This window comes from Herbinix luporum, from assembly GCF_900070325.1.
Taxonomy (GTDB): Bacteria; Bacillota; Clostridia; order Lachnospirales; family Lachnospiraceae; genus Mobilitalea; species Mobilitalea luporum.
This window is the reverse complement of the sequence record NZ_LN879430.1, coordinates 2,396,889-2,420,895: the sequence shown is the minus strand read 5'-3', so window position 1 is coordinate 2,420,895 and position 24,007 is coordinate 2,396,889. Positions and strand designations below refer to the sequence as shown.

Annotated in this window: 17 protein-coding genes and 1 other annotated feature; of the genes, 10 read left to right on the top strand and 7 right to left on the bottom strand. The window is 33.4% G+C overall.

The window, feature by feature from the left end:
* Positions 1-53 precede the first annotated feature (53 nt).
* On the top strand, positions 54-2,402 hold the full coding sequence (locus tag SD1D_RS11185; RefSeq protein ID WP_058258987.1) for a CotH kinase family protein: 2,349 nt from the start codon (positions 54-56) through the stop codon (positions 2,400-2,402).
* Between the two features lie 62 nt (positions 2,403-2,464).
* Here the strand turns inward: SD1D_RS11185 and serS are convergent, their stop codons facing one another.
* Both serS and SD1D_RS11175 read right to left on the bottom strand, forming a co-directional pair.
* Positions 2,465-3,742 (bottom strand): serine--tRNA ligase, encoded by a 1,278-nt coding sequence (gene serS / locus SD1D_RS11180; RefSeq protein ID WP_058258986.1) that lies wholly within the window; start codon positions 3,740-3,742, stop codon positions 2,465-2,467.
* Positions 3,743-3,796: 54 nt separating this feature from the next.
* Positions 3,797-3,994: a binding site (T-box leader), on the bottom strand.
* 124 nt (positions 3,995-4,118) lie between these two features.
* A complete protein-coding gene (locus tag SD1D_RS11175; protein ID WP_058258981.1) occupies positions 4,119-5,567 on the bottom strand; it encodes an ISLre2 family transposase in 1,449 nt (482 codons plus the stop codon).
* A 185-nt stretch (positions 5,568-5,752) separates the two neighbouring features.
* Here SD1D_RS11175 and SD1D_RS11170 point away from each other — a divergent pair, with 185 nt between their 5' ends.
* The 4 genes from SD1D_RS11170 (at position 5,753) to mobV (ending at position 9,508) form a co-directional block, all read left to right on the top strand.
* On the top strand, positions 5,753-6,718 hold the full coding sequence (locus SD1D_RS11170; RefSeq protein ID WP_278319667.1) for a protein rep: 966 nt from the start codon (positions 5,753-5,755) through the stop codon (positions 6,716-6,718).
* A gap of 129 nt (positions 6,719-6,847) precedes the next feature.
* A complete protein-coding gene (locus SD1D_RS11165) occupies positions 6,848-7,534 on the top strand; it encodes a hypothetical protein (protein WP_058258984.1) in 687 nt (228 codons plus the stop codon).
* A 4-nt stretch (positions 7,535-7,538) separates the two neighbouring features.
* Entirely contained in the window at positions 7,539-7,805 is a 267-nt protein-coding gene (locus SD1D_RS11160; RefSeq protein ID WP_058258983.1) for a hypothetical protein, read from the top strand.
* Between the two features lie 629 nt (positions 7,806-8,434).
* Entirely contained in the window at positions 8,435-9,508 is a 1,074-nt protein-coding gene (gene mobV, locus SD1D_RS11155) for a MobV family relaxase (RefSeq protein ID WP_058258982.1), read from the top strand.
* A 429-nt stretch (positions 9,509-9,937) separates the two neighbouring features.
* On the opposite strand, the gene SD1D_RS11150 is transcribed toward mobV, so the two are convergent.
* Positions 9,938-11,386 (bottom strand): ISLre2 family transposase, encoded by a 1,449-nt coding sequence (locus tag SD1D_RS11150; protein WP_058258981.1) that lies wholly within the window; start codon positions 11,384-11,386, stop codon positions 9,938-9,940.
* A 289-nt stretch (positions 11,387-11,675) separates the two neighbouring features.
* On the opposite strand from SD1D_RS11150, the gene nrdJ reads away from it, so the two are divergent.
* A complete protein-coding gene (nrdJ, locus tag SD1D_RS11145) occupies positions 11,676-13,763 on the top strand; it encodes a ribonucleoside-triphosphate reductase, adenosylcobalamin-dependent (protein WP_058258980.1) in 2,088 nt (695 codons plus the stop codon).
* Between the two features lie 70 nt (positions 13,764-13,833).
* Positions 13,834-14,511 (top strand): DUF3298 and DUF4163 domain-containing protein, encoded by a 678-nt coding sequence (locus tag SD1D_RS11140; RefSeq protein ID WP_058258979.1) that lies wholly within the window; start codon positions 13,834-13,836, stop codon positions 14,509-14,511.
* On the opposite strand, the gene SD1D_RS11135 is transcribed toward SD1D_RS11140, so the two are convergent.
* The 4 genes from SD1D_RS11135 to SD1D_RS11125 all read right to left on the bottom strand — a co-directional run bounded on the left by SD1D_RS11135 (position 14,500) and on the right by SD1D_RS11125 (position 18,898).
* A complete protein-coding gene (locus SD1D_RS11135; protein WP_058258978.1) occupies positions 14,500-15,960 on the bottom strand; it encodes a TrkH family potassium uptake protein in 1,461 nt (486 codons plus the stop codon). The two genes, SD1D_RS11140 and SD1D_RS11135, sit on opposite strands and share 12 nt — an antisense overlap.
* Before the next feature lie 74 nt (positions 15,961-16,034).
* Positions 16,035-17,387, bottom strand: a complete 1,353-nt coding sequence (gene trkA / locus SD1D_RS11130) for a Trk system potassium transporter TrkA (protein WP_058258977.1) — start codon at positions 17,385-17,387, stop codon at positions 16,035-16,037.
* Positions 17,388-17,578: 191 nt separating this feature from the next.
* Positions 17,579-17,719: a hypothetical protein gene (locus tag SD1D_RS12215; protein ID WP_157893124.1), complete on the bottom strand. Its 141-nt coding sequence runs from the start codon at positions 17,717-17,719 to the stop codon at positions 17,579-17,581.
* An 81-nt stretch (positions 17,720-17,800) separates the two neighbouring features.
* Positions 17,801-18,898 (bottom strand): peptidyl-prolyl cis-trans isomerase, encoded by a 1,098-nt coding sequence (locus SD1D_RS11125; protein ID WP_058258976.1) that lies wholly within the window; start codon positions 18,896-18,898, stop codon positions 17,801-17,803.
* Between the two features lie 296 nt (positions 18,899-19,194).
* Between SD1D_RS11125 and SD1D_RS11120 the strand changes: the two genes are divergently transcribed.
* The 3 genes from SD1D_RS11120 to SD1D_RS11110 are packed head-to-tail and all read left to right on the top strand — an operon-like array spanning position 19,195 to position 23,983.
* Positions 19,195-20,181, top strand: coding sequence for an AAA family ATPase (locus SD1D_RS11120; RefSeq protein ID WP_058258975.1), 987 nt, complete (start codon positions 19,195-19,197; stop codon positions 20,179-20,181).
* Between the two features lie 10 nt (positions 20,182-20,191).
* A complete protein-coding gene (locus tag SD1D_RS11115) occupies positions 20,192-21,439 on the top strand; it encodes a DUF58 domain-containing protein (protein WP_058258974.1) in 1,248 nt (415 codons plus the stop codon).
* A gap of 15 nt (positions 21,440-21,454) precedes the next feature.
* Positions 21,455-23,983: a transglutaminase-like domain-containing protein gene (locus tag SD1D_RS11110; RefSeq protein WP_058258973.1), complete on the top strand. Its 2,529-nt coding sequence runs from the start codon at positions 21,455-21,457 to the stop codon at positions 23,981-23,983.
* The last annotated feature ends 24 nt before the right edge of the window (positions 23,984-24,007 follow it).

Sequence of the window (24,007 nt, the reverse complement as noted above, 5' to 3'; positions counted from 1 at the left end):
AGGAAATTTATGGTATAATACACATAAAAAGGTAAGTAAAAGGGGGGATTTTTGTGGCTACAAGGTTGTTGAAATCGTTTCTACCGCTTCTTATTATGACACTATTATTACTTTTTTCCGGTGGACTTAAAGAAAGTCCCGGCAATATGCTTTCAGATGAGGGTATAGAGGAGAACTTTCAAGATAATACAGTTGAAGATACATTAAATCCAGGTATTTCATTTGTGCAGCAGGATTATTTTTATGAGGATACTGTCTTTATTGAGATAGAAAGTGACAAGCCCTGTCAGATTTATTATACAAGGGATGGCTCTGATCCTGATAAAAGCAAGGAATTATACAGTGATAAAATTGAACTGACTGCAGGGACAGAAACTAAATTATATTGCATTAAAGCTAAGGGTTATTATGAAGACGGGACTGAGACTGATACCATCACACATAGTTATTTTGTAGGTAAGGAAGTACATAGTCGTTTTGACACCCTGGTATTTTCTATAATCAGTGATCCCTATAATCTCTATGACTATGAGTACGGTATATTAATAGAAGGAAAATTAAGAGACGATTATATCAAAGAAAACCCCCATGCCATTATCCAGCCTCCTGATCCAGCCAATTATAATATGCGTGGTAGGGAAAGCGAGAGGAAAATTTATCTTGAAGTTTTAGAACCGGACGGAACAGCAGTAATCAGCCAGAAGGCAGGGGTTCGTGTATACGGGGGCTGGTCCAGAGCCAATCTTCAAAAATCCCTTAAATTATATGCCAGAAAAGAATATGATCCGGTTAATAATAAATTCCGTTATGAATTTTTCCCCTATAAAAGAGGGGGCAGCGGGGACGGTACAATTATAGATTCTTTTAAGAGACTGGTACTTCGTAATTGCGGTAATGACAACGGTTTTGCTTTTATTCGGGATGAGTTGTTTCAAACCTTAGCAGGGCAGGCCGGTTATAAAGATTATCAGGCAGTACGTCCCGCAGCGGTTTTTATAAACGGGGAATACCGGGGACATCTATGGCTCCATGAAGTATACTGTGATGAATATTTTAAAGAAAATTACGGAGATTTTGAGGGAACCTTTGAAATTCTAGAAGGGGGAGAAAATTATAAAGAAGAAGATGAAGATGGAGCAAATAGCTATGCCATAACTGATTATGAGAATGCTTATTCATATGCATATGAAGATTTGACAGATGATGCAGTTTATAAGAAACTTTGTGAAGTAATAGATGTGGAGAATTATATTTCCTATTATGCCCTGCAGATTTTTATAGGTAATGAAGACTGGCCCCATAACAATTATAAGGTTTATCGTTATTATGCTGCAGAAGGGGAGGATTACAGACAGGCTCCTTTTGATGGAAAATGGAGATATTTACTTCACGATCTTGATTATAGTTTTTCCATATATGGAACAAGTGCTTGGGTAGATAATTTGCAAAAGTTTTTCAGTAAGTCGGGGCAAATGAAAAAAGAAAGTCCCCTTTTTAGCAAACTGATGATGAGGAAGGATTGTAGAGAGATCTTTGTAAAAAGAACCTTGGATTTAATTAATGGAGCATTTTCACCGGACAATTTAAATAAGGTACTGGATGAAATGAATGCTGCCCGTATGAATGAACAGCAGCGAATGTATGGTAAGAATCTAATAGCTGCCTGGGTGCGCCCTTCTAATCTGCCTCAACAGATACAAGTTATCAAATCCTATGGTTCTAATAGGGTAACTTATACCCTAGGAAAATATCGTGAGTATTTTGAACTTAGAGCCCCTTATACTCTTAAAGTTTATCCTGATAATCAAGGAGGAGTAAGAATTAATAATATTGAGACATATAGTGAATTTGAAGGTAAATATTATCCGGACTATGATACGGTTATTACCGCAATTCTTCCTGCAGGTAAAGAGCTAGATTATTGGATAGTTAATGGAGAGAAGGTATATGACTTAGAACTTGTTATTAATTCTTCTATGATTGTTGACGGAAATGTTGAGGTGGTATCTGTATTTAAAGAAAAGGCAGAAAACCCCAAGCTGATTATAAGTGAGATAAGCTCTGATGGAGATATGGATTATATTATACTTTACAATCCTTATGATGAGGATGTCTCAACCTTAGGATATTCTGTTACCGATAATAAAGACAAACCGGGTAAGTTAATACTTCCCTCTAGGATTATAGCAAATGGTGAAAGTCTAAAGATTATCGGAGAAAATAATATGGATACTTCCGGTGATAATGTAATACGAGCCGGATTTAATCTTAAGGATGGAGAAACCGTAGCTCTATATAAGAATGGGGAAATTATAGATGAAGTAACCATACCGGACTTAGAAGATGGCAGTGTTTATACAAGGGACATAAAGAATATGAGATTCTATGAGCTAAGAAAATAGATACAAAAATAAAGCTGTTCAAACTATTTTTGAACAGCTTTATCTTTTGAATATTATCTAAATTATTTTATAATGGTTTTTCCACCCATATAAGGCTGCAGGGCCACAGGAATGTTGACAGAGCCATCTGGATTTAAGTTGTTTTCAAGGAATGCTATAAGCATTCTAGGAGGTGCGACTACGGTATTATTTAATGTATGGGCAAAATACTTACCACCTTCACCGACTACACGAATCTTTAATCGTCTAGCCTGGGCATCCCCTAGATTAGAACAGCTTCCAACTTCAAAATATTTCTTCTGTCTGGGAGACCAAGCCTCAACGTCTACGGACTTAACTTTTAGATCGGCTAAATCACCGGAACAGCATTCTAAGGTTCTTACGGGAATATCTAAGGAACGGAATAAATCCACGGTATTCTGCCACAACTTATCAAACCACATCATGCTATCCTCTGGTTTGCATACTACAATCATTTCTTGTTTTTCAAATTGATGAATGCGGTATACTCCTCTTTCCTCTATACCGTGGGCACCTTTTTCCTTACGGAAACAAGGAGAATAGCTGGTAAGGGTTTGGGGAAGATTTTCTTCAGATATTATTGTATCGATAAATTTACCTATCATGGAATGTTCGCTGGTGCCAATCAGATATAAATCTTCTCCCTCTATCTTATACATCATGGATTCCATTTCTGCAAAGCTCATAACTCCGGTAACAACCTCACTGCGAATCATAAAGGGAGGAATACAGTAAGTAAAGCCCCGGTCAATCATAAAATCACGGGCATAAGAAATAACAGCAGAATGAAGTCTGGCTATATCTCCCATAAGATAATAAAAGCCGTTGCCCGCCACTCTTCTGGCACTGTCTAGGTCTATGCCATTTAGCTTTTCCATTATATCTATATGATAAGGTATCTCAAAATCCGGTACCACCGGTTCACCGTATTTTTGAACCTCTACATTTTCACTGTCATCCTTACCGATGGGAACACTGGGGTCTATAATATTTGGAATAGTCATCATAATTTGGGTAATTCTTTCATTAAGTTCCGCTTCTTTTTCCTCTAATGCCTTTAAGCGGTCAGATTGCTCGGTAACTTTCTTTCTAAGTTCCATGGCTTCTTCTTTTTTTCCCTGTGACATTAAGGAACCGATTTGTTTAGACATGGTATTACGCTCGTGGCGTAGGTTGTCCGCTTCCTGTTTTGCATTACGATTTTCAATATCAAGAGCAATAACTTCATCTACCAGTTCAAGCTTATGGTCTTGAAATTTTTTTCTGATGTTTTCTTTTACTATTTCAGGGTTTTCCCTTAAAAACTTTAAATCAATCATAATCTTCCTCCTTTTATTATTTATAGGTAATAAAAAACCTCCCACCCCACTAAAATATGGGACGGAAGGATCCGCGTTGCCACCCAAATTGCCGAAATAATATCGGCCACTCGATAGTACTATAAAGGGTACCAGCCTTTGACTCATCGCCAATAGCTCCAAAAGTGGAAAGATTTAGCCCAACACCGATTCACACCAACCATCGGCTCTCTGAAGATGTTCATAAATCGTAGCTTTTATCATCGCTAATTTTATATATTTATTTTTACCAATTATAAACCTTTTTATAATTATTTGCAAGTGTGATATAATTAGGGATAGCGTCAAGATACTTTAAGTTGAAAATATATAGAAGTATCCCTTTACGTTTCATCATTTATATATTTCCTAGGTGTGCATTAAACCAGATTACCTTCTTAGCTGTATATCCAGGGATTGAAGCCTGTATCCGGTCTATGTAGTACGAATCATCAAGTGCTCTTTTTCTATGTGCTGACATGATATATTCCTGTACCATTATACGTTCATCATCTGTTCCGGTTTTTGCTAGTTCAGCTAGTTCCCTCTGCTTTTTAATTAATTCTATGATTTTACCGCCATTCTCTTTATAGCATCTAAGCTTACACATCTGATTTGCACCATGGCGACTCCAGCCCATTGGTCTTGAACTCATCCTTGCTGAATACGTATGGCTTACATGGCCTTCTGCACTACACCCTAACACCTCTGGATTTCCTATACGTATAATCACTGCTTTCCAGTGGTTCAGGATATATTTCTCACTTTCTTCAATCTCTTTCAGCTTCTTTTCATTTTCTGTTACATTCTTAATCTTTTCAAATGCTTTTTTTAAATCTTTACGGTCTTTACTTTTGATAGCCTCGTATATCATTGCCTTTGCATCAACAGAACTATCTAGGAGATGTGCTGTCGCAACATTTATTCTGTTTGCTAGGTGATACTTATCCAACACAAAATGGCTCTTTGCTATCATGACGCATCCTGCCTTGATCCAGTCTGCTCCATCTCCATTTATATATATACGCTTCAGATAATCTGTATCATAATGATTGTCTATATATTTCCATACCTTCATCCATAGAGTCTCATTTCCTTTTCTTCCTTCATATACTCCTCCGAAGTAATGTTTTCCTATTAGTTTATATCTTTGGCTTTTGGCATTTTCCAGCTCTTTTCCCTCATACAAATAAATGATTTTTCCTATAATGGTACTTCCTTTTTCCCCACTATAGGCCTGCTCTGCGATATGGTCTTCATCAGCATCTATATATAGGACTTCTACCTTCTTTTTTATTTCTGGTACTTTCAGCTGTTCCTCAATGATTAGTTCATGAATCTTGTTTTTTACAGTTTGTTTACTAACACTGTCTGTCATACTTACAAATAGCCCACCTTTTCGGTAACTAGAATCGATGGCTTCTTCAATAAGTGCAGCCTCTGCACCTATTGTCATTCTTGTATGCGGTTCAATGCCCATTACATCATCAAGTAAGTAACTGTATTTCCCTGTCTTTTTGTTTTGGAACAGGGTTCTCTCATAAATAATGTTCCCGAGGCGGGTGAGAAGCTGTGTTTTCTCCTTCCGATTGATATTCCAGCTTACTCTCCTTTGTCTGCTGTTTCTTATGCACTCATCCGCATCCTGTAAAACTTCAGTGACGTATTCTATACCGAATTCTAATAATGGCTTTATAACTCCATCAATAAAGTCATCAAGGTTTTCTGGATTCTTATAAAAAATATCTGCAGCTTTTGATAATTCTACCAACCCTTTTTCATAAAAATGTTGTATACTATTATTCATAGAGAATATCCTCCTTTGTTTGTTGTTTGGTCTTGTCAACTTAATGATAACACAAAGTGATATTCTCTATATTTATTTCTTTGCTTTTAACTTAAAGTAATTTTACGCTATATAAAAATAGTAAGGATAATAATTGGAAAGAAAGAAAGAAAAGTACCTTAGATTTAGCTGATTCTTATAAGAGAATAGGCTCTAATAAGTATTATAGGGTTTTAGATTGTTCTACTTTTTTAGAGTTTAGACTAGCAGTTGATAATAGTTTAAAATTATCTAATGCAAATTTTTGTAAAGTGAGGTTATGTCCAATGTGTTCTTGGAGAAGGTCATTAAAAATATTTGGACAAGTATCTAGGGTAATGGATTATGTAGAAGAAAATTATAATTATAAATACATTTTCTTAACCTTAACAGTTAAAAATTGTTATGGAGAAGATTTAAGAGATACCTTAGATTTAATGACAAAAGCTTTTAATATAATGACTAGGAGAAAAGCATTTAAACAAGCAGTTAAGGGTTATTTTAGAAGTCTTGAAGTAACTTATGATAAAGATGAGTTTATAACTGATGAAATGTATCTTAAAAAAAGAGATTATTATTCTAAAATAGGTCTTAAAGTAGGAGATAAAAATCCTAATTTTGATAAGTACCACCCACATTTCCATATGATTTTAGCTGTAAATGACAGTTATTTTACAGATACAAGATATTATTTATCCCAAAATAATTGGACTGAACTTTGGAAGTCTTGTTTAAAAGTTGATTATACTCCAGTAGTTGATATTAGAAGAATAAAAGAGAATAAAGAAAAAGATTTTGGCAAAGTAGTAGCAGAAACTGCAAAATATACAGTTAAGCCAGAAGATTTTTTAATTAGAGATGAAGAAGGAAATATTAAAGAAAATTTAACTGATGAAGTAGTTAGAACTTTAGATAGAGCTTTACATAGAAAAAGATTAACTGCCTTTGGTTTTATATTTAAAGAAGTCCATAAGGAATTAAATTTAGATGATACAGAAGAAGGAGATTTAATTAATACTGACAATGAAGATCTAAGAGAAGATCTAACAAATATAATTTTAAGGTATCAGTGGAATATAGGTATAAAAAATTATGTATTAGTGGAGGTTATAGAAGACGATATAGAGAAATAAAGAATTAGTTTATTAAATAAAATTATAAACAAGGCTTTTCTAAACAAATTGATTTATTGTAAAATTATAATGCTTTTTGTTATAATAATATCAAACTTATTTCAATTATGATTAAAGGAGGATTAATTTATGAAAAGAAAAATTAGTTTACTTATGGTAATTGTAATGATGTTATCTTTTACAACAGGGGTTTTTGCAGATAGTTTTGAACAAGAAAAATTAGTGATTACTCTTGAAGATGGTACTAAGGTTAGTGAAAGAGAGTTTATTGAAATTTTAGAGTCCTATGAAGGAGAGATTTATAAAATATCATCTGAAACAAATATTTTATATGATGATAATATTTTAGAAGAACCTATAAATAACCTCCAAACAAGATCAACTATGGCAATGCCTATGGATGATGTTATGAAGATAATGGCAGGGACTTGGTATATTCCAGGAGTTGGAAAAGTAGTTGTAACATTAGGTGGTATTTACGTAGGTGGCGTTGTTCTTTCTAAAGTTAGTTCTTGGATTGCTAATAAAGTTAAATCATGGTTAATAGCAAGAGCAGAAGCTAAAGAGTATGAATCTGCTAAAGAAAAGGGAACAAAAACTAAAAATCATAGTACTGAAACAGGGTCAAGATTAAATAAGACAGGTAAGAAATATTCTTCTAAAGACTTAAAAGATAAAAATGGGAAACTTAAACAAAGAAGGTATTATGATAAGAACGGGAATGCTGAACTTGATATAGATTATAGTCATGGAGGAGTTGGGCATAAATTTCCACATAGACATTATTGGAAAAAGCCTGGGAAAGTGAGGGATTAAAATCATGAATTTCCAAGAATTAATAGATGAAATAAAAATAGGTAGAGAAGTTGAATTTGTGTATAATGATAAACATTATTCAATAACAACTTATGAAAAAGAGTGGAAAATATATTGTGATGATACCAAAGAGGAACTTTTAAATGTTCTAAAGTCAAAAGAAAACAATTTACTTATTAATGAACTTGTTAATTTTTCAATAGACAAGAGGTTGTTGAAGGATATTTTTGATAAAAAAGAATATGAGAAAGATAGCCTATATATTTTATAAAATATACTAGGGAAATCTTGTTGATTTAAATATTATCCCCGAAGTATCAAAAACTTATATTTATGTATGATGTTAGATTCATAATGGACATTTTTCAAAATCAAACAATCAACATATGTGGTAAAAATTTAATAGCTGATATAATATCCAAAGGTAACCTTTGTTAAGCAAATATAAAGAAACAATAAAAATGATAAAAGAAGAATTACAAATATATCTTTAGAACCTGAGCCTATCAGGTTCTTTTTATATTTTTAACAAAACTAGAGAATGATTTCATCTGCTAAAATTTTTTAAGGCGAAGGAAAGATTATTTTTTTCTATATCTTTGTCACCTTCGCCTTACTTTGTAAGTAGCAGATGAAATTTATAAAATCAAGGTGGAGATTTTTCAAGTGGGTTTCTTGAAAAATACTACCTTGATTTTATAAAAATGAACGGAAACTTTGAAGTTTAGTTTTGGATCTAAAGGGGGTTAAGGGGTACTCCCCTTACAAGTTACCAAATTTTTGGTATAACTTGCTATACCAAAATGGAATATGCTAAAATAAGGTAATCTTAATGTGAAATAGATTGTCTTATTTTTATGTCGAAATTGAATTTTGGTATGCAGTAAAGGGGGTTATGTTTTGGCTCATTTGATGAAAGTAAATAGAAATCAAATTGGGGGACTTACAAGACACTTTGAAAGATATAAAAAGGAGAATAAAGAGTATATTAAATTTGGAAATCAAGATATTGATACAGAAAAGACCAGGTTAAATTATAATCTTGCAGAAGATAAAAATCAGCTTGAGTTTATTAAGAAAAGAACTTCAGAAGTAAGATGTTTAAATCGTAAAGATGTAAATATTATGTGTGATTGGGTTGTAACTTTACCTGAAAAGATAAAAACACAAGAGGAACAAGAACTTTTTTTCAAAGAAACTTACAATTTTTTAGAAAAAGAATATGGTAAAGAAAATGTAGTTTCTAGTTTTGTTCATCTTGACGAAACTACCCCACACATGCATTTTGCTTTTATTCCAGTAGTTACAGATAAGAAAAAAGGAGATCTAAAAGTATCTGCTAAGGAATTAATAACTAGAAAGCACCTGCAGGAGTTTCACCCTAAACTAGAAAATCATATGGAAAAAGTCTTTGGTCGTGATATAGGCATTTTAAACGACGCTACAAAGGCTGGTAACAAATCTATTAATGAACTTAAAGGAGAAACTATTAAAATAGAACTAGAAAGCCTTAAAAACGATTTACAGGCTTATAAAAGAGAGTTAGGTATGATAGATATAGCTAAGGATGAAATAAAGAAATTAGAGCAAATAGTGGCTAAAGAAAAGCTATTTAAAAAGGACTATGTAGAAATTAAAAAAGATACATTTGAACAATTTAAAAACATGGCTAAAAATTATAGAAAAGATACTACAGCCATTAAGAAGACTAACGTTAATTTGCAAAGAAAAGTTAAAAACTTAGAAAAAGAGATTGATAGATTGATTGAAGAAAAAAAAGAAAATATTAAAAAAGTAGATTTAGCAGAATTAAAAGAAAAGGCAGATACAAGAAATAAAATTATAAGTCTAGAAAAAAGAGTAGAAAAATTAAGTAATTTTATAATTAATGAAGGTTTGGCAGAAAAGTTTAATAAATCCATAGAAAAAGAAATCCAAAGAAATAGAAAAATAGACAGAGGATTTTCAAGATGAAAAATTAGTACCAAAAAGGGCAAAAAAAATCGCTACTTTTGGTGCTTTTTTTTGGTTTTCTTCTTATCTTGATACTATAGAAATAACTAGTAATTGAATTGATGTGTGCTAAAGTATTGTGTTTACTGGGTTTTGTTGAGATTTATACCTTGTTTTTTTACATATTATCTCTAGACAGAAAAATATCCCTGTGTTATAATTTAGTTGCTAAGAAAAAACTATAACCACAAGGGATATTTATACTCTTTTTTATGTCCCTTCTAGGTAATCAGTAAGGACTGATTGTAATCCATTTTAGAAAGGACTGATTAATTTGTATAATGATTATAACATAAAAGATAAAATATTAAAAGATGTAAATAAAAATAGGATAGCGTCAAGATACTTTAAGTTGAAAATATATAGAAGTATCCCTTTACGTTTCATCATTTATATATTTCCTAGGTGTGCATTAAACCAGATTACCTTCTTAGCTGTATATCCAGGGATTGAAGCCTGTATCCGGTCTATGTAGTACGAATCATCAAGTGCTCTTTTTCTATGTGCTGACATGATATATTCCTGTACCATTATACGTTCATCATCTGTTCCGGTTTTTGCTAGTTCAGCTAGTTCCCTCTGCTTTTTAATTAATTCTATGATTTTACCGCCATTCTCTTTATAGCATCTAAGCTTACACATCTGATTTGCACCATGGCGACTCCAGCCCATTGGTCTTGAACTCATCCTTGCTGAATACGTATGGCTTACATGGCCTTCTGCACTACACCCTAACACCTCTGGATTTCCTATACGTATAATCACTGCTTTCCAGTGGTTCAGGATATATTTCTCACTTTCTTCAATCTCTTTCAGCTTCTTTTCATTTTCTGTTACATTCTTAATCTTTTCAAATGCTTTTTTTAAATCTTTACGGTCTTTACTTTTGATAGCCTCGTATATCATTGCCTTTGCATCAACAGAACTATCTAGGAGATGTGCTGTCGCAACATTTATTCTGTTTGCTAGGTGATACTTATCCAACACAAAATGGCTCTTTGCTATCATGACGCATCCTGCCTTGATCCAGTCTGCTCCATCTCCATTTATATATATACGCTTCAGATAATCTGTATCATAATGATTGTCTATATATTTCCATACCTTCATCCATAGAGTCTCATTTCCTTTTCTTCCTTCATATACTCCTCCGAAGTAATGTTTTCCTATTAGTTTATATCTTTGGCTTTTGGCATTTTCCAGCTCTTTTCCCTCATACAAATAAATGATTTTTCCTATAATGGTACTTCCTTTTTCCCCACTATAGGCCTGCTCTGCGATATGGTCTTCATCAGCATCTATATATAGGACTTCTACCTTCTTTTTTATTTCTGGTACTTTCAGCTGTTCCTCAATGATTAGTTCATGAATCTTGTTTTTTACAGTTTGTTTACTAACACTGTCTGTCATACTTACAAATAGCCCACCTTTTCGGTAACTAGAATCGATGGCTTCTTCAATAAGTGCAGCCTCTGCACCTATTGTCATTCTTGTATGCGGTTCAATGCCCATTACATCATCAAGTAAGTAACTGTATTTCCCTGTCTTTTTGTTTTGGAACAGGGTTCTCTCATAAATAATGTTCCCGAGGCGGGTGAGAAGCTGTGTTTTCTCCTTCCGATTGATATTCCAGCTTACTCTCCTTTGTCTGCTGTTTCTTATGCACTCATCCGCATCCTGTAAAACTTCAGTGACGTATTCTATACCGAATTCTAATAATGGCTTTATAACTCCATCAATAAAGTCATCAAGGTTTTCTGGATTCTTATAAAAAATATCTGCAGCTTTTGATAATTCTACCAACCCTTTTTCATAAAAATGTTGTATACTATTATTCATAGAGAATATCCTCCTTTGTTTGTTGTTTGGTCTTGTCAACTTAATGATAACACAAAGTGATATTCTCTATATTTATTTCTTTGCTTTTAACTTAAAGTAATTTTACGCTATAATAATTAGGTCTTATGGCTGAGAGTTGATAATTATTCTCAATTAGTCGTTGACACACATATAGTAGTTATGTATAATAATGAACACAACATATTGTGCTCGAAGTAAGATCCAGGGTAATTTTTTAATAATGGGTTAAAATATTAGTATTGTTGGATATATAGGATTGGAGGAAGAAATGAAAGGTTTACTATCTGAAGCATTTTTAAGTACATATAGAAATGCAAAAACACCCTTAAGCCATATCGGCGAGTTTGTATATCTTAGAACCTATTCTAGATATTTGGAGGATAAAAAAAGACGTGAGACTTGGTTTGAAACGGTTCTAAGGACAACAGAATATAATATAAATCTAGGAATTCAGTATAAAAAGAAAATGGGCCTAACTATTAATATGGAAGAGGAAATAAAGGAAGCCCAGTTATTATTTGACCACTTGTTTAACTTAAGGACTTTTACCTCAGGAAGAACCTTGTATATGGGTGGTACAGAGATCGTAGAAAATTATCCTCTGTCCAATTATAATTGTGCCTTTACAAATATAGAAAAGTTCTCCGACTTAGTAGATGTATTTTATCTTCTGATGGTGGGAAGCGGTGTAGGAATCCGTATCACAAAAGACTTGGTAAGTAAGCTTCCTAAGGTTCGCCCTATTAATTTGGAGGGTAGGTATGATGAGACCGTAAGAAGTAATACTTCCAAAGAGCTAATGGAAGATACCAGATGTATCTGGGATGAAGAGGATAGTTCTATTGCGGTTATTATAGTAGGAGACAGCAAAGAAGGCTGGTGTGCTGCATTAGAAAGTTATTTTAAGCTGATTACTTTAGACAAATATAAGGATGTATCAAGGATTATTATTGACTATAGTTATGTTAGACCTGAGGGTGAAAGGCTAAAAAGATTTGGTGGGAGAGCATCCGGACATAAATCTATTAAGCGGATGTTTGAAAAAATCAACAAGGTTGTTAGCCTTAGGCAGGATGGAAGCTTGCAGACTATTGATATACTTGATATTGCCACTATTATCAGCGAAAATGTGGTATCCGGTGGTGTCAGAAGAAGTGCCATGATGGTAATTTGTGATGAGGATGATGAAGAAGTAATAAATGCAAAGCGTAATATTTATAAGGTTGTAGACGGTAACTGGATTGAAGATACGGAGATTTCTCACAGAAAGATGAGCAATAACTCTATACTCTATACCGAGCGCCCCTCTAAGGAGAGAATAAAGGAAATTATAGACTCAATTAAGATTAATGGGGAGCCCGGTTTTATCAATGGATCTGAGGCCTTAAGAAGAAAGTCCACATTTCAGGGCTGCAATCCATGTGGAGAAATTTTGCTCCAGTCTAAGCAGTGCTGTAATCTTACCACCAATAATCTTATGGGATTTGTTAAGGGCTCTGTTCTTGATGAAGAAGGACTAAAGGAAACAATTAGGCTGTCAACAAGGGTAGCCATAAGGATGACCTTGGTCGATGTAGAACTTCCCCAGTGGAATAAGGTGATGCAGGAAGATAGGATTATTGGGGTTTCACTTACAGGTATTATGGATATGGTTAATAAAACCGGCATGACCTATGATGATCTTGCAGCTTTATTAGCAAGTCTAAAAAAAGAAGTTCATAAAGAGGGAGAGCGTTATTGTAATGAACTGGGAATACAGCCCCCTAAGCTTATGACAACCATTAAGCCTGAAGGTACTTTATCTACCCTACCATGTGTAAGTAGCGGAATTCATTTTGCTCACTCTAATTATTATATCCGCAGAATAAGAATTTCTGTAAACGATCCCTTATATAAAATGGTTGAGGCTTTAGGCTGCTATCCTATATATAATGAAATTGGTCAGTCTAATGAAAATTGCACAATTAAGGTAATAGAATTTCCCATAAAGGCACCGGAGGGAAGGACAAAATATGATGTAGGTGCCATAGAGCAGTTGGAATTATATAAAATGACCATGGAAAACTGGACCGATCATAATACTTCTATTACCGTTCATGTACGAGACCATGAATGGGATGATGTAACCCAGTGGGTATATGATAATTTTGACTATGTTGTGGGAATAACCTTCTTGCCTTTAATGGAGGAGACTTATCCTCTGCTTCCTTTTGAAAGAACTACAAAGGAGGATTATGAGGCAAGACTTGAGAAACTTAAGCCCTTTGATTATGAGCTTTTAGCTAGATTTGAAGACCAAGAAGAACATGATATTCTTGATCAGGAATGTGAAAACGGAGTTTGTCCCATAAGGTAATAAAGATAAGAATAGGCAGCCGATTTACGGCATATGATATGTTAAATAAATCCTTTATAGGAGAAATCATATGCCGGGCTGCCATTTTGTTATAAGTAAAAATGTTTTAACACAGGAACTGTATTATAAAAATCAAGTTATTTTAACATATACCATATATTATCCCAGATTTTTATCCAAGGATAATATGCTTATATTGGACCAGATAAATGCCTACTATAGTACCAAGGCCATGATTTACATAAATAAGAATATAATGAACTTATATCAAGAGGCTATGGTAGATTATGAATATTCTGTTATAAATCAATTTCCCCTAAGACAATATGAGGTATATGTGGATTTTAATGTAACATTTAATCTAAGTTGTATCTTAAGCTTATATTTTGATTGTTATGAATATAGGGGAGGAGCCCATGGGTCAACTATACGTACTTCGGATTCTTGGGATATATTTTGTAGCAGGCCCATAACCCTGATGAATTTATTTCCTCCCCATACTAATATAAAAGAATATTATATAAATGCAATTATAGAGCAAATACGACATGAAGTTCAAAATGGGTCTAGCCTATATTTTGATGATTATGAAAACTTGGTAAAGCAATATTTAAGCCTAAGTAACTTCTATTTAACTTATGATGGGGTTGTAATTTACTTTCAACAGTATGAAATTGCTCCATATGCTACGGGGATACCTGAATTTTTAATTCCCTATAGCAAGGAAGGGGCCTCACTACCTAGGTAAGGTTAATTTATGGCTCTTAATTTTGCTTATACCAAGTGATATTGGCAAAAGTACAGGGAATATTTCGAGTCTTCCTGCTAACATATCAAACATCATAACAAATTTAGACAGGTTAGAAAAATTACTGAAGTTTCCCATAGGTCCTATAGCTTCCAAACCCGGTCCTATATTATTAAGAGTGGATGCTACAGCCGTAAAACTGGTGGTGAAATCATGATTATCTAAGGAAATTATCAGTAATGAAACTGTAAATATGAACATATAGGCAACAAAATATAGGTTAACGGAACGGGCTGTCTCATTAGATATTTTCTTACCATTTATTCTTAAGATTTTCACACTACGTTTTTGGGTTAGGTATGATATTTCATGCCGCACTGATTTAAGTAAAATAACTATACGGGACACCTTAATACCACCGCCTGTACTTCCGGCACATGCTCCGATAAACATTAAAATTACAAGAATTACTTTTGAAAATGTGGGCCAGTAATTAAAGTCTACCGTTGCATAACCGGTAGTGGTAATGATAGATGAAACCTGAAATGCAGCATGGTGAATGGATTTGAAAAATCCTTTAATCCCACCTATATTAAGAGAAATTAGTATAATTGCTGAGGTTACAATAGTAATATACCACTTTAACTCCTCATTTTTTAGGGATTCTTTGAACTTTCTTAATAGAATTAGATAATAAATATTAAAGTTCACACCAAATAAGAACATAAAAATAGTTACTACCGCCTGTTGATACCTGGTATATGGTATAATACTGGTATTTTTAATGGCAAATCCTCCTGTACCGGCAGTACCAAAAGTGATAGTTAGGGCATCAAATAAGGGCATACCACCTAGAAGGAGTAGTACAATCTGTAAAAGGGTCATTCCCAGATAGATTTTATAGAGCAGGATGGCAGTAGTTCTCATTTTGGGAACGATTTTTTCAACAGATGGGCCCGGACTTTCTGCCCGCATAATATGAATACTTTCTCCGTCTGTCATGGGAAAAATAGCAAGAAGGAAAACTAAAACTCCCATACCTCCAATCCAATGGGCAAAACTTCTCCAAAATAGCATACAGTAATCCATGGCCTCAATATCTGTTAATATACTAGATCCGGTGGTGGTAAATCCGGAGATGATTTCAAAAAGAGCATCTACATAACTGGGAATTTGTCCGCTGATATAAAAGGGCAAAGCACCCATAATACTAATGACAATCCAAGCAAGGGCTACGATTAAAAACCCTTCTTTTGCAAAAAACACTCTATTCTTAGGTTTTCTTAGAGATAATGGGATTCCTATAAATAAACATATAACTATTGTTATTAAAAATGCAAAAACACTCTTTTCCTTGTATATTATCGCACAAATACTAGGTAATAACATAAAGGCGGCTTCAATATTTAAAATCCAACCTATTATGTAGAAAATAACATATTTGTTCATAATAAACTCCTCTTATTTAATATTGATTATATTATTTTCAATATTATAGTGCTGTAAACATAAGATGCACAGCACTATAATATTATATCATTTAAATCATTCAAACCTGGATTAGTAGTTACGATTATAACGGTATCTCCCTCTTCTATATAATCCTTCCCGGTTGGAATAATAATTTCACCATATCGATTAATACCGCAAATAAGTATATTAGGCTTTAAGGATAGTTCTTCTATGGGAATACCTACAAGTTTTGCATTCTTACCGGTGTAAAACTCTAAAGCTTCCACTTTATCGTTAATCCGGTATAATACTTCAACGTTGCAGCCCGTTGGGTTTTCCATTGTCCTTGCATGTTGAAGGATGCTATCTGCTGTAACCAGCTGTGGGTTTATAATAATACCAAGGGGCATATCGGCGATAATATCGTCATAGGTTAATCTGGTTATTTTAGTGAAAATTTTTGCATGTGAATGTTTTTTTGCATATAGGGATAATATTATATTTTCTTCATCAAAGTTTGTTATGGCTGCAAAAGCATCCATATCTTCAATACCCTCTTCTAAAAGAACATCTCTGTCTGTAGCATTGGCATTAATAATGCTTGCATGTGGCAGTAGCTCACTAAGCTCCTCACATCTTTCCAGGTTTTGTTCTATTATTTTTAAATTAATATCAGATCTAGACAACCTTTGTGCAAGGTATTCAGCTATGGTGCTGCCTCCTATAATCATCACATTTTTAATATTGTTTATTAAGATACCGGCCCTTTGAAAAAAGTCGATAGCATTTTCTGGTGTAGCAATAATAGATATAGTATCCTTGGACCTAAGTTCAAAGCTTCCTGAAGGGATATATACTTCCTCGCCTCGCTCTACCACGCAGGCTAACAGCTTACATTGAAGCCTATGTGATAGATCCATGACCTTCATTCCATCTAGGATGGAATGTTCGGGTATATGAAATTTTAAAAGTTCAACCTTGCCTTTAGCAAAAGGTTCAATTTTAACTGCAGAAGGAATCTTAATTAATCTTTCCATTTCAAGGGCGGTTTCTAGCTCGGGGTTTATTGTCATTGATAGAGCCATTTCCTCCCTAATAAAATCAATCTCGTCATTATACTGGGGATTACGGACCCTAGCAACTGTATGGCACTTGCTGGCTTTTCTGGCAATCAGACAGCATAGCAGGTTAAGTTCATCTGAGCCTGTTACTGCAATCAGAAGATCAGCTTTTTCAATCCCTGCTTCAATTAGGATACGGTAACTGGTTCCGCTACCCACAATTCCCATTATGTCCAGTGTTTCTGTTATGCTTATTACAGGGGCACTTTTCTTGTCTACAACAACAATATCATGTCCTTCTTTACTAAGTTGTTCCGCAAGGGTAGCCCCTACTTTACCACAACCTACAATTATTATATTCATATGTTCCTCTCCTTTGTAATATAGGATAATACAAATGTGGATACTTAAATTTTGTACTCAATTATATCACTTATAATTCAAATTACCAGTATTTATTTTTATATGATAAAATGAGCCTGTAATATCATAGGCCTATCCCTAGTTAGGATAGCCATGTATCTCAGACTCATTTTAATTTCAATCTAAAATTTTTAATTTCCTCCGGGACCGCTACGACCTGGAGAATCATCCGCTACCTCAGCGTGGGTGTTCTTAACTGAGTTTTTAGCTTGAGTTTTACTTTTTGCATTTTTACTGGAATTTTTAGGTTTGTTATTCTTGTTTTTTGCCATAATATCTCCTTTCCATTGAAGTGAACAGGTCACTATTTATTATTTCTGGAAAATTAGATATTATGCATAATATTTGAAATACTAATCAGCTAAGGTAAGACGACCCATTCTTAAATTACGGATTGCATTGTTGTGTAACTTAACGGTGTGGTTAGGAAGAATATTATTATTATATTCCTCTGTAAGCAATTCATTTTCCTTCTTTTGTATAGCCTCTTCTACAACGCTGTCATATCTTTCTGAAGAATTATTATTTACCATTCGAACCACATAATAGGAATCATCTGTTTCAATAACTTCGCTTATTTCTCCATTATCCATAGCCATTACAGTATTTTTAAAGTCCTCAGAAAAGAAGGTATCCTTAGCAAGGAAGTTGGATTCGCTATATCGGACTTGCTCTTCATCCTCAGGAATTAATGTTGACCAATCCTGGGTATTTAGAGCCTTTTCTCGAAATGAGGTGATTTTATCAAGAGCAGCTTTTTTATCATCTTCACTAACAGGTACATTGCTACCTTTCTCCTCATCATAGACTACCGTTGAGATATTAAGGTACTCTATATCATATTGTCTGTATTCTTCATAATCAAACTCAGCTTTAATAGCTTCCTCATCAATATCAAATGTGTCTATAATATCCTGTTCGTAACGGTTTGCCAGTGTATTCTTTGTCATAACATTTTTTAAATATTCTTCTGTGAAACCGTTCTTTTTTATTATTTTATCACTTAATCCTTGGTCATTTAAGAGAGAATTAATATCCTCGTCAATCTTCTTGATTTCTTCGTCAGTTAAAGTATATCCCTTATCCATGGCCTCGTTATACATTACTTCATAACGAATAACAGTATTAAGTGTTTCTAATTTTGCGTAATCACGAACCGTCATATTTGTGGCTTCGTAATGGGGGGAATCCCAATAACCTCCACCATACATCTGATTTATATAATCATAGCTAGATTCGGTATAGTAGAAATAGTAGGTCAAATCCTCAAGGTAATACTTTTTACCGTCAATAGTTACTAATGGTCTTTTATATAATTGATCAAATAAAAGAGCAGCAATTAAGACAACTCCTAATACTGATCCAATTATAACCCATATCTTTGGATTAATTGTAATATGTTTCTTATTATTTTTTTGTGTACCTTTTATTGTTTTTTTTGATTTGTTCACTTTGCTACCTCCATTGTATTCTCATGATGATTATTTTAAACAATTTTGTAGATAAGTCAATAGAAAGCTTATATTTTCCACAGGTTTGTACAATTTTTATTTATAAAATCTGTCAAAATTTATAAATATATTTTGCCTAATAATGGAATTATATACCATAATTAGTCCCATGTAAACCCATTATATAAATAAAAAGACAGAGCTTATAGAATTTTAGATATTGGTATAGACTTTAATTGAATTATAGTAAAAATATGTTATAATAAATTTCAAAATACTAAGATAGGAGTAGCTGGATGGAAGCTTATAATAATACTTATAATAAAGCAAATCAGATTATGAATGAAGTAAATAAGGTGGTAATTGGGAAAAAAATTATCATTAGTAAGGTTCTTACGGCTATTTTGGCAAAGGGACATATTTTGTTAGAGGATAATCCCGGAGTGGGTAAAACTACCATGGCCTTAGCGTTTTCAAAAGCCATGGCTCTTAAGCATAATAGGCTTCAATTTACGCCGGATGTATTGCCTACGGACGTAGTAGGTTTTCATTTGTTGACTAAAGATGGACAAAGCTATCAGTATAAACCCGGTGCAGTAATGTGTAATTTGCTTTTGGCAGATGAGATTAATCGAACTTCCAGTAAAACTCAATCTGCCTTGCTAGAAGTAATGGAAGAGGGAAAGGTTACGGTTGATAGTGTGACCAGGGATGTGCCTAAACCCTTTGTGGTTATGGCTACACAAAATCCCATTGGCTCTATCGGTACCCAGATGCTGCCTGAATCACAACTGGATAGGTTTATGGTGAAATTATCTATAGGTTATCCTGATATTAAAAGTGAAATAGGAATCCTTAAAGAAAGACAAAATTCTAATCCATTAGATAAGGTAGTTCAGGTTGTAGAACAAGATGATATATTAAGAATGCAAAATATGGTGGAAGAGGTATACATACACGATTCCATATATGAATATATAACCCTATTGGTACAGCAGACAAGGGAAAATCCCCTAATTGAACTGGGAGTTAGTCCAAGAGGAAGCTTAGCTTTAATGAATATGGTTAAAGCTGCTGCCTTTTTAAGCGGAAGAGATTATGTGATACCCAGTGATGTTCAGTGTTTCTTTAAGGATGTGGCTGCCCATAGGATAATTCTAAAGGCTAAAGCAAGGGTGAATAATATTACAGTGGATAACCTTCTTGATGATATCTTAAGAATTGTTAAGCCACCTAAAATCTCCAGTGGAAGATCAGCAAAGTATGTAGAAAGTTATTATTAGAAGGTGGAAAATGTTACGGAATAAAATAAGATATATACTAATCCTTATTATGATGGGATTTCTGGCTATTTTATATAATGAATATTTTATGGGAATCCTATTTCTTACTATTGTAATTTTTCCTTTATTATTATTTGCTATTCTATTTTATGTTCATAGAAGGCTTTCTTATGAAATGACTTCGGTTGCACATGTGTTAAATAAGGGCGAGGCTATCCCTATATCCATACAGCTTCATAACCCTACCATCTTTCCGATTGCCAATTTATGTATAACAATTAGTTACTATAACACTTTTTCAAATATAGTTAAAAAGCAGGATTTTTTTGTGTCTATTGATAATAGGACAACTACCACTGTAACCTGTAACTTAAAATCCTTTCATACGGGTAATTTAGTAATTTCTCTTTCAAAAATTAAGGTTTTTGATTATTTAAAGATATTTTCATTATGTAAAAAAGATCTTAATAGTGTACAGGTAGCTATTCTACCCTACTATTATGAATTAACCGAGGATTTTCTTGAGAATTGCTCTAAGATGCAGATAGAAAGTGATTCTTATTCAACTGTAAAAAGTGGTGATGATCCCTCAGAGGTATTTGCTATTAGACAATACCGAGAAGGGGACAGGCTTCAAAGGATTCACTGGAAACTGAGCTTAAAACAGGATCAACTAATGATAAAGGAGTTTAGCGAACCTCTAAACTGCTCCTTGGTAGTATTTGTTGATATAGAAAATCCCCAAGGGGAGGATATGCTTAAGATAGTAGATGCCATATTAGAGTGTGCTTTGTCTTTATCTTTTACATTTATGTTAAAGGGTTATATTCATTATCTGGCCTGGTATGATAAAGTCCATGGTGAATGTAAAAGAGTAAGAATCGTTAATGAAAAAGATTTATTTGAAGCAGTTGATGGGCTGCTTAATTCAGGCTCTTACAAACAGGATAATAATTTAGCAGCTATGTATTATGCAGAATATCCCAATGAGCAGTATACGGATTTATTTTATGTAACAAATAAACTTTGTGACCAAAAACTAGATTCTCTAGTTTTTATTAATGCAATAAACAGGCAGATATTATATATAGATGATAGCAATAGTTTAGATATGTATAGGCAGGACAATGACCAAATTGTTATGGATATGCAGATAACAACAGACTTAGTAAGTAGAATCAAAGAAAAGGGAATGGGTTTATTGTCTATAAATCCTACTAATATTAAAAGGGATTTAGAAGAGTTTAAGCTTAGTTAGAAGTGTGGTGGGTAGATGAGAAAGAATAAGAATGGTATTGTATTTGATAGTACTATTTATATATCAGAGGAAAATCAAAGAAGATTTCCTTATCATATGAGAGTGTTGCAATTTTTTTCTGTTCTGATTGGAGGATATTGTTTTTTAGAAATCTTTATCAAATGCTTTAATTTAAGGATTTTAGACAGTTTATTAATACTTGGAATAATTATTTCCTCTTGTGTTTTTTTCTTTATGATTTTATATCCCAAATATGATTTGATTAAATTTGTTTTTTTCCTTGTAACATATGGAGCTTTACTACATTATGGGCGCAAGCAATTATTGAACGGTTTCTATCTTTTGGAGAATGCAATCATTAATAAAGCCAGCGAATATTATGATTTCCCCCCTTTTCGTTATCTGGCAGATTATTCGTATGTTCAAAGGGATATTACTTATTTACTGCTTATAATTATTATACCCATAATCGGTATTATTACCTTATCTTTATTGCGCAATAAATTAGATTGGCTATGTTATTTACTTATGCCAATACCTTTGGTTGTAAGCTTTGCCATGGGAGATACTCCACCTGAGATACCTACTATTGCTCAAATTCTTATCCTGCTTTTCATATCCATATCTAATGGTCTCTTAGGAAATATGGATTATTCACACAAGAATAGTAATAAAGTCGAAAAGAGCATGGTATACCGCATCAATATAAGAACTGCTATAGTGGTCTGTCTTTTGGGTCTTCTATTATTTTTTATAGTAAGACTTTTTGTTCCCCTTGAAAAATATAATGCCTATGAGAAAATTACAATAGCAAAATCCAAAATACAAAATTTTATGATGGATTTTTCCGCCCAAGACATCTCTGATAAATTTGCTGAAGCAGGGCTTAGTATTGGATCCGGTAGCTCATCAAGTGCAGGGGGATTAAGCTTAGGCCAGTTAGGAAAAGTAGATCAAGTAACCTATGATAATTCAGAGCATTTACAAATAAGGGCTCCCCTTGATTCTGTTATGGAAGGTATATACTTAAAGGGGTATATAGGAAGTGTATACACAGGAAATAGGTGGGATACCCATACAAAGGATATAAAAGAAAACTATGAAAATATGATTTCAAAAATATCTGCCAGGGAATTTGAACCAGCCATAGGAAGTTCTATTTTATTAAATCAGTTAGCCTACCGATTATTTATATTACAAGGAAGTATAGATATTACCTATTTAAGAGCAAATAGCAAATATGTCTATGCTCCTTATTTTACGTGGTTTAAAAATAATAATGATATTATATTTGATTATGACTTGGCTGTTATATCTGATAAGAAGATAAAAGCTGAAAGTTTTGATTACTGTTATAATCTGACCGTAAATGATAATCTTATAAATAGTTATAATGAATTGTTATGGAATGCAGGGGATTTAGAAGTTTATTTATCTCAATTTAAAAAAAATGAAGAGCAATATAGATCCTTTGTATATGAAACCTATACCAAACTTCCCCAGGAAGGACTTGATAGATTAAAAAATGATTTTTCAAAAGAAGCGGTAGGCAAAGAAGCAGAAAATCTTGCTGACGCCATAACCTATATCAAGAATTATCTGGAAAGTACCACTAGCTACACCCTTTCTCCCGGTAGACTTCCAAAGGGTAAAGATTTTGTAGAGTACTTTTTGTATGAAAATAAACTAGGCTACTGCGCCCACTATGCCTCAGCAGGAGCGTTAATGCTAAGAACCATGGGTTATCCCGCTAGATATGTTGAAGGGTATGCAATTAACCGTTCAGATATATCTGATATTAACCAGGATGACATTATGGTAGAAATCACTGTTAAAGACTATAATGCTCATGCTTGGGTAGAAGTATATTATGATGGATTTGGATGGATTCCCGTGGAATTTACCAGGGATTCTGGTATGGAAGATTACGTAGAAATTGTAAGCAATATGGACCATTTGTCAGAGGAGGCCATAAATAATATTCATTCTCCATCCCCAACTAATCTTCCAAGTCCTACACCAGCTACTCCAAGTCCCACAGAGGCTCCAGATGAAGAGATTATACCGACACAAAAGGAAGAAAAAAATAATAAGGCTGCAAAATTAAATGATAATAAGAATAATTCCAAGTCAAATTTTGCTTGGTATCTGGTATTTATTTTAATTCTTATTCTTGGGGCTAGTGCCATATTATATTATATACGCCTTTCAAATAAGAAGAAAATAGATGATTGTGAAAATCATAGCAAAAAGGCCTTAGGACTTTATAGAAAGATAGAGCTGTTGTTAATTATCAGTAATAAGCTTCCTGCAAAATCTAAATACTTGGAAGATAATGAGGAATATGTTAAGAAACAATTTAATAAAGCTATTTTAAATGATTTTGAAAAATCTATGGAGATTATAAGAAAAGCCAGATTTGGAAGGGAAATAATTACTCCAATGGAATATATGGTGGTTGAGGAATTTTATAATAATTTATTTCAGCGAATATATGATAAATTGCCATGGATTAAAAGGACATATATTAAAATATTTTTCTAACTATTTTTTACAAAATATATACAA

Excerpts from the sequence above, each read along its gene's own strand:
- serS (WP_058258986.1), bottom strand. The coding sequence starts at position 3,742 with ATGATTGATTTAAAGTTTTTAAGGGAAAACCCTGAAATAGTAAAAGAA.
- SD1D_RS11175 (WP_058258981.1), bottom strand. The coding sequence starts at position 5,567 with ATGAATAATAGTATACAACATTTTTATGAAAAAGGGTTGGTAGAATTA.
- SD1D_RS11165 (WP_058258984.1), top strand. The coding sequence starts at position 6,848 with ATGAAAAGAAAAATTAGTTTACTTATGGTAATTGTAATGATGTTATCT.
- SD1D_RS11160 (WP_058258983.1), top strand. The coding sequence starts at position 7,539 with ATGAATTTCCAAGAATTAATAGATGAAATAAAAATAGGTAGAGAAGTT.
- SD1D_RS11150 (WP_058258981.1), bottom strand. The coding sequence starts at position 11,386 with ATGAATAATAGTATACAACATTTTTATGAAAAAGGGTTGGTAGAATTA.
- nrdJ (WP_058258980.1), top strand. The coding sequence starts at position 11,676 with ATGAAAGGTTTACTATCTGAAGCATTTTTAAGTACATATAGAAATGCA.
- SD1D_RS11140 (WP_058258979.1), top strand. The coding sequence starts at position 13,834 with ATGCCGGGCTGCCATTTTGTTATAAGTAAAAATGTTTTAACACAGGAA.
- SD1D_RS11135 (WP_058258978.1), bottom strand. The coding sequence starts at position 15,960 with ATGAACAAATATGTTATTTTCTACATAATAGGTTGGATTTTAAATATT.
- trkA (WP_058258977.1), bottom strand. The coding sequence starts at position 17,387 with ATGAATATAATAATTGTAGGTTGTGGTAAAGTAGGGGCTACCCTTGCG.
- SD1D_RS12215 (WP_157893124.1), bottom strand. The coding sequence starts at position 17,719 with ATGGCAAAAAACAAGAATAACAAACCTAAAAATTCCAGTAAAAATGCA.
- SD1D_RS11120 (WP_058258975.1), top strand. The coding sequence starts at position 19,195 with ATGGAAGCTTATAATAATACTTATAATAAAGCAAATCAGATTATGAAT.
- SD1D_RS11115 (WP_058258974.1), top strand. The coding sequence starts at position 20,192 with ATGTTACGGAATAAAATAAGATATATACTAATCCTTATTATGATGGGA.
- SD1D_RS11110 (WP_058258973.1), top strand. The coding sequence starts at position 21,455 with ATGAGAAAGAATAAGAATGGTATTGTATTTGATAGTACTATTTATATA.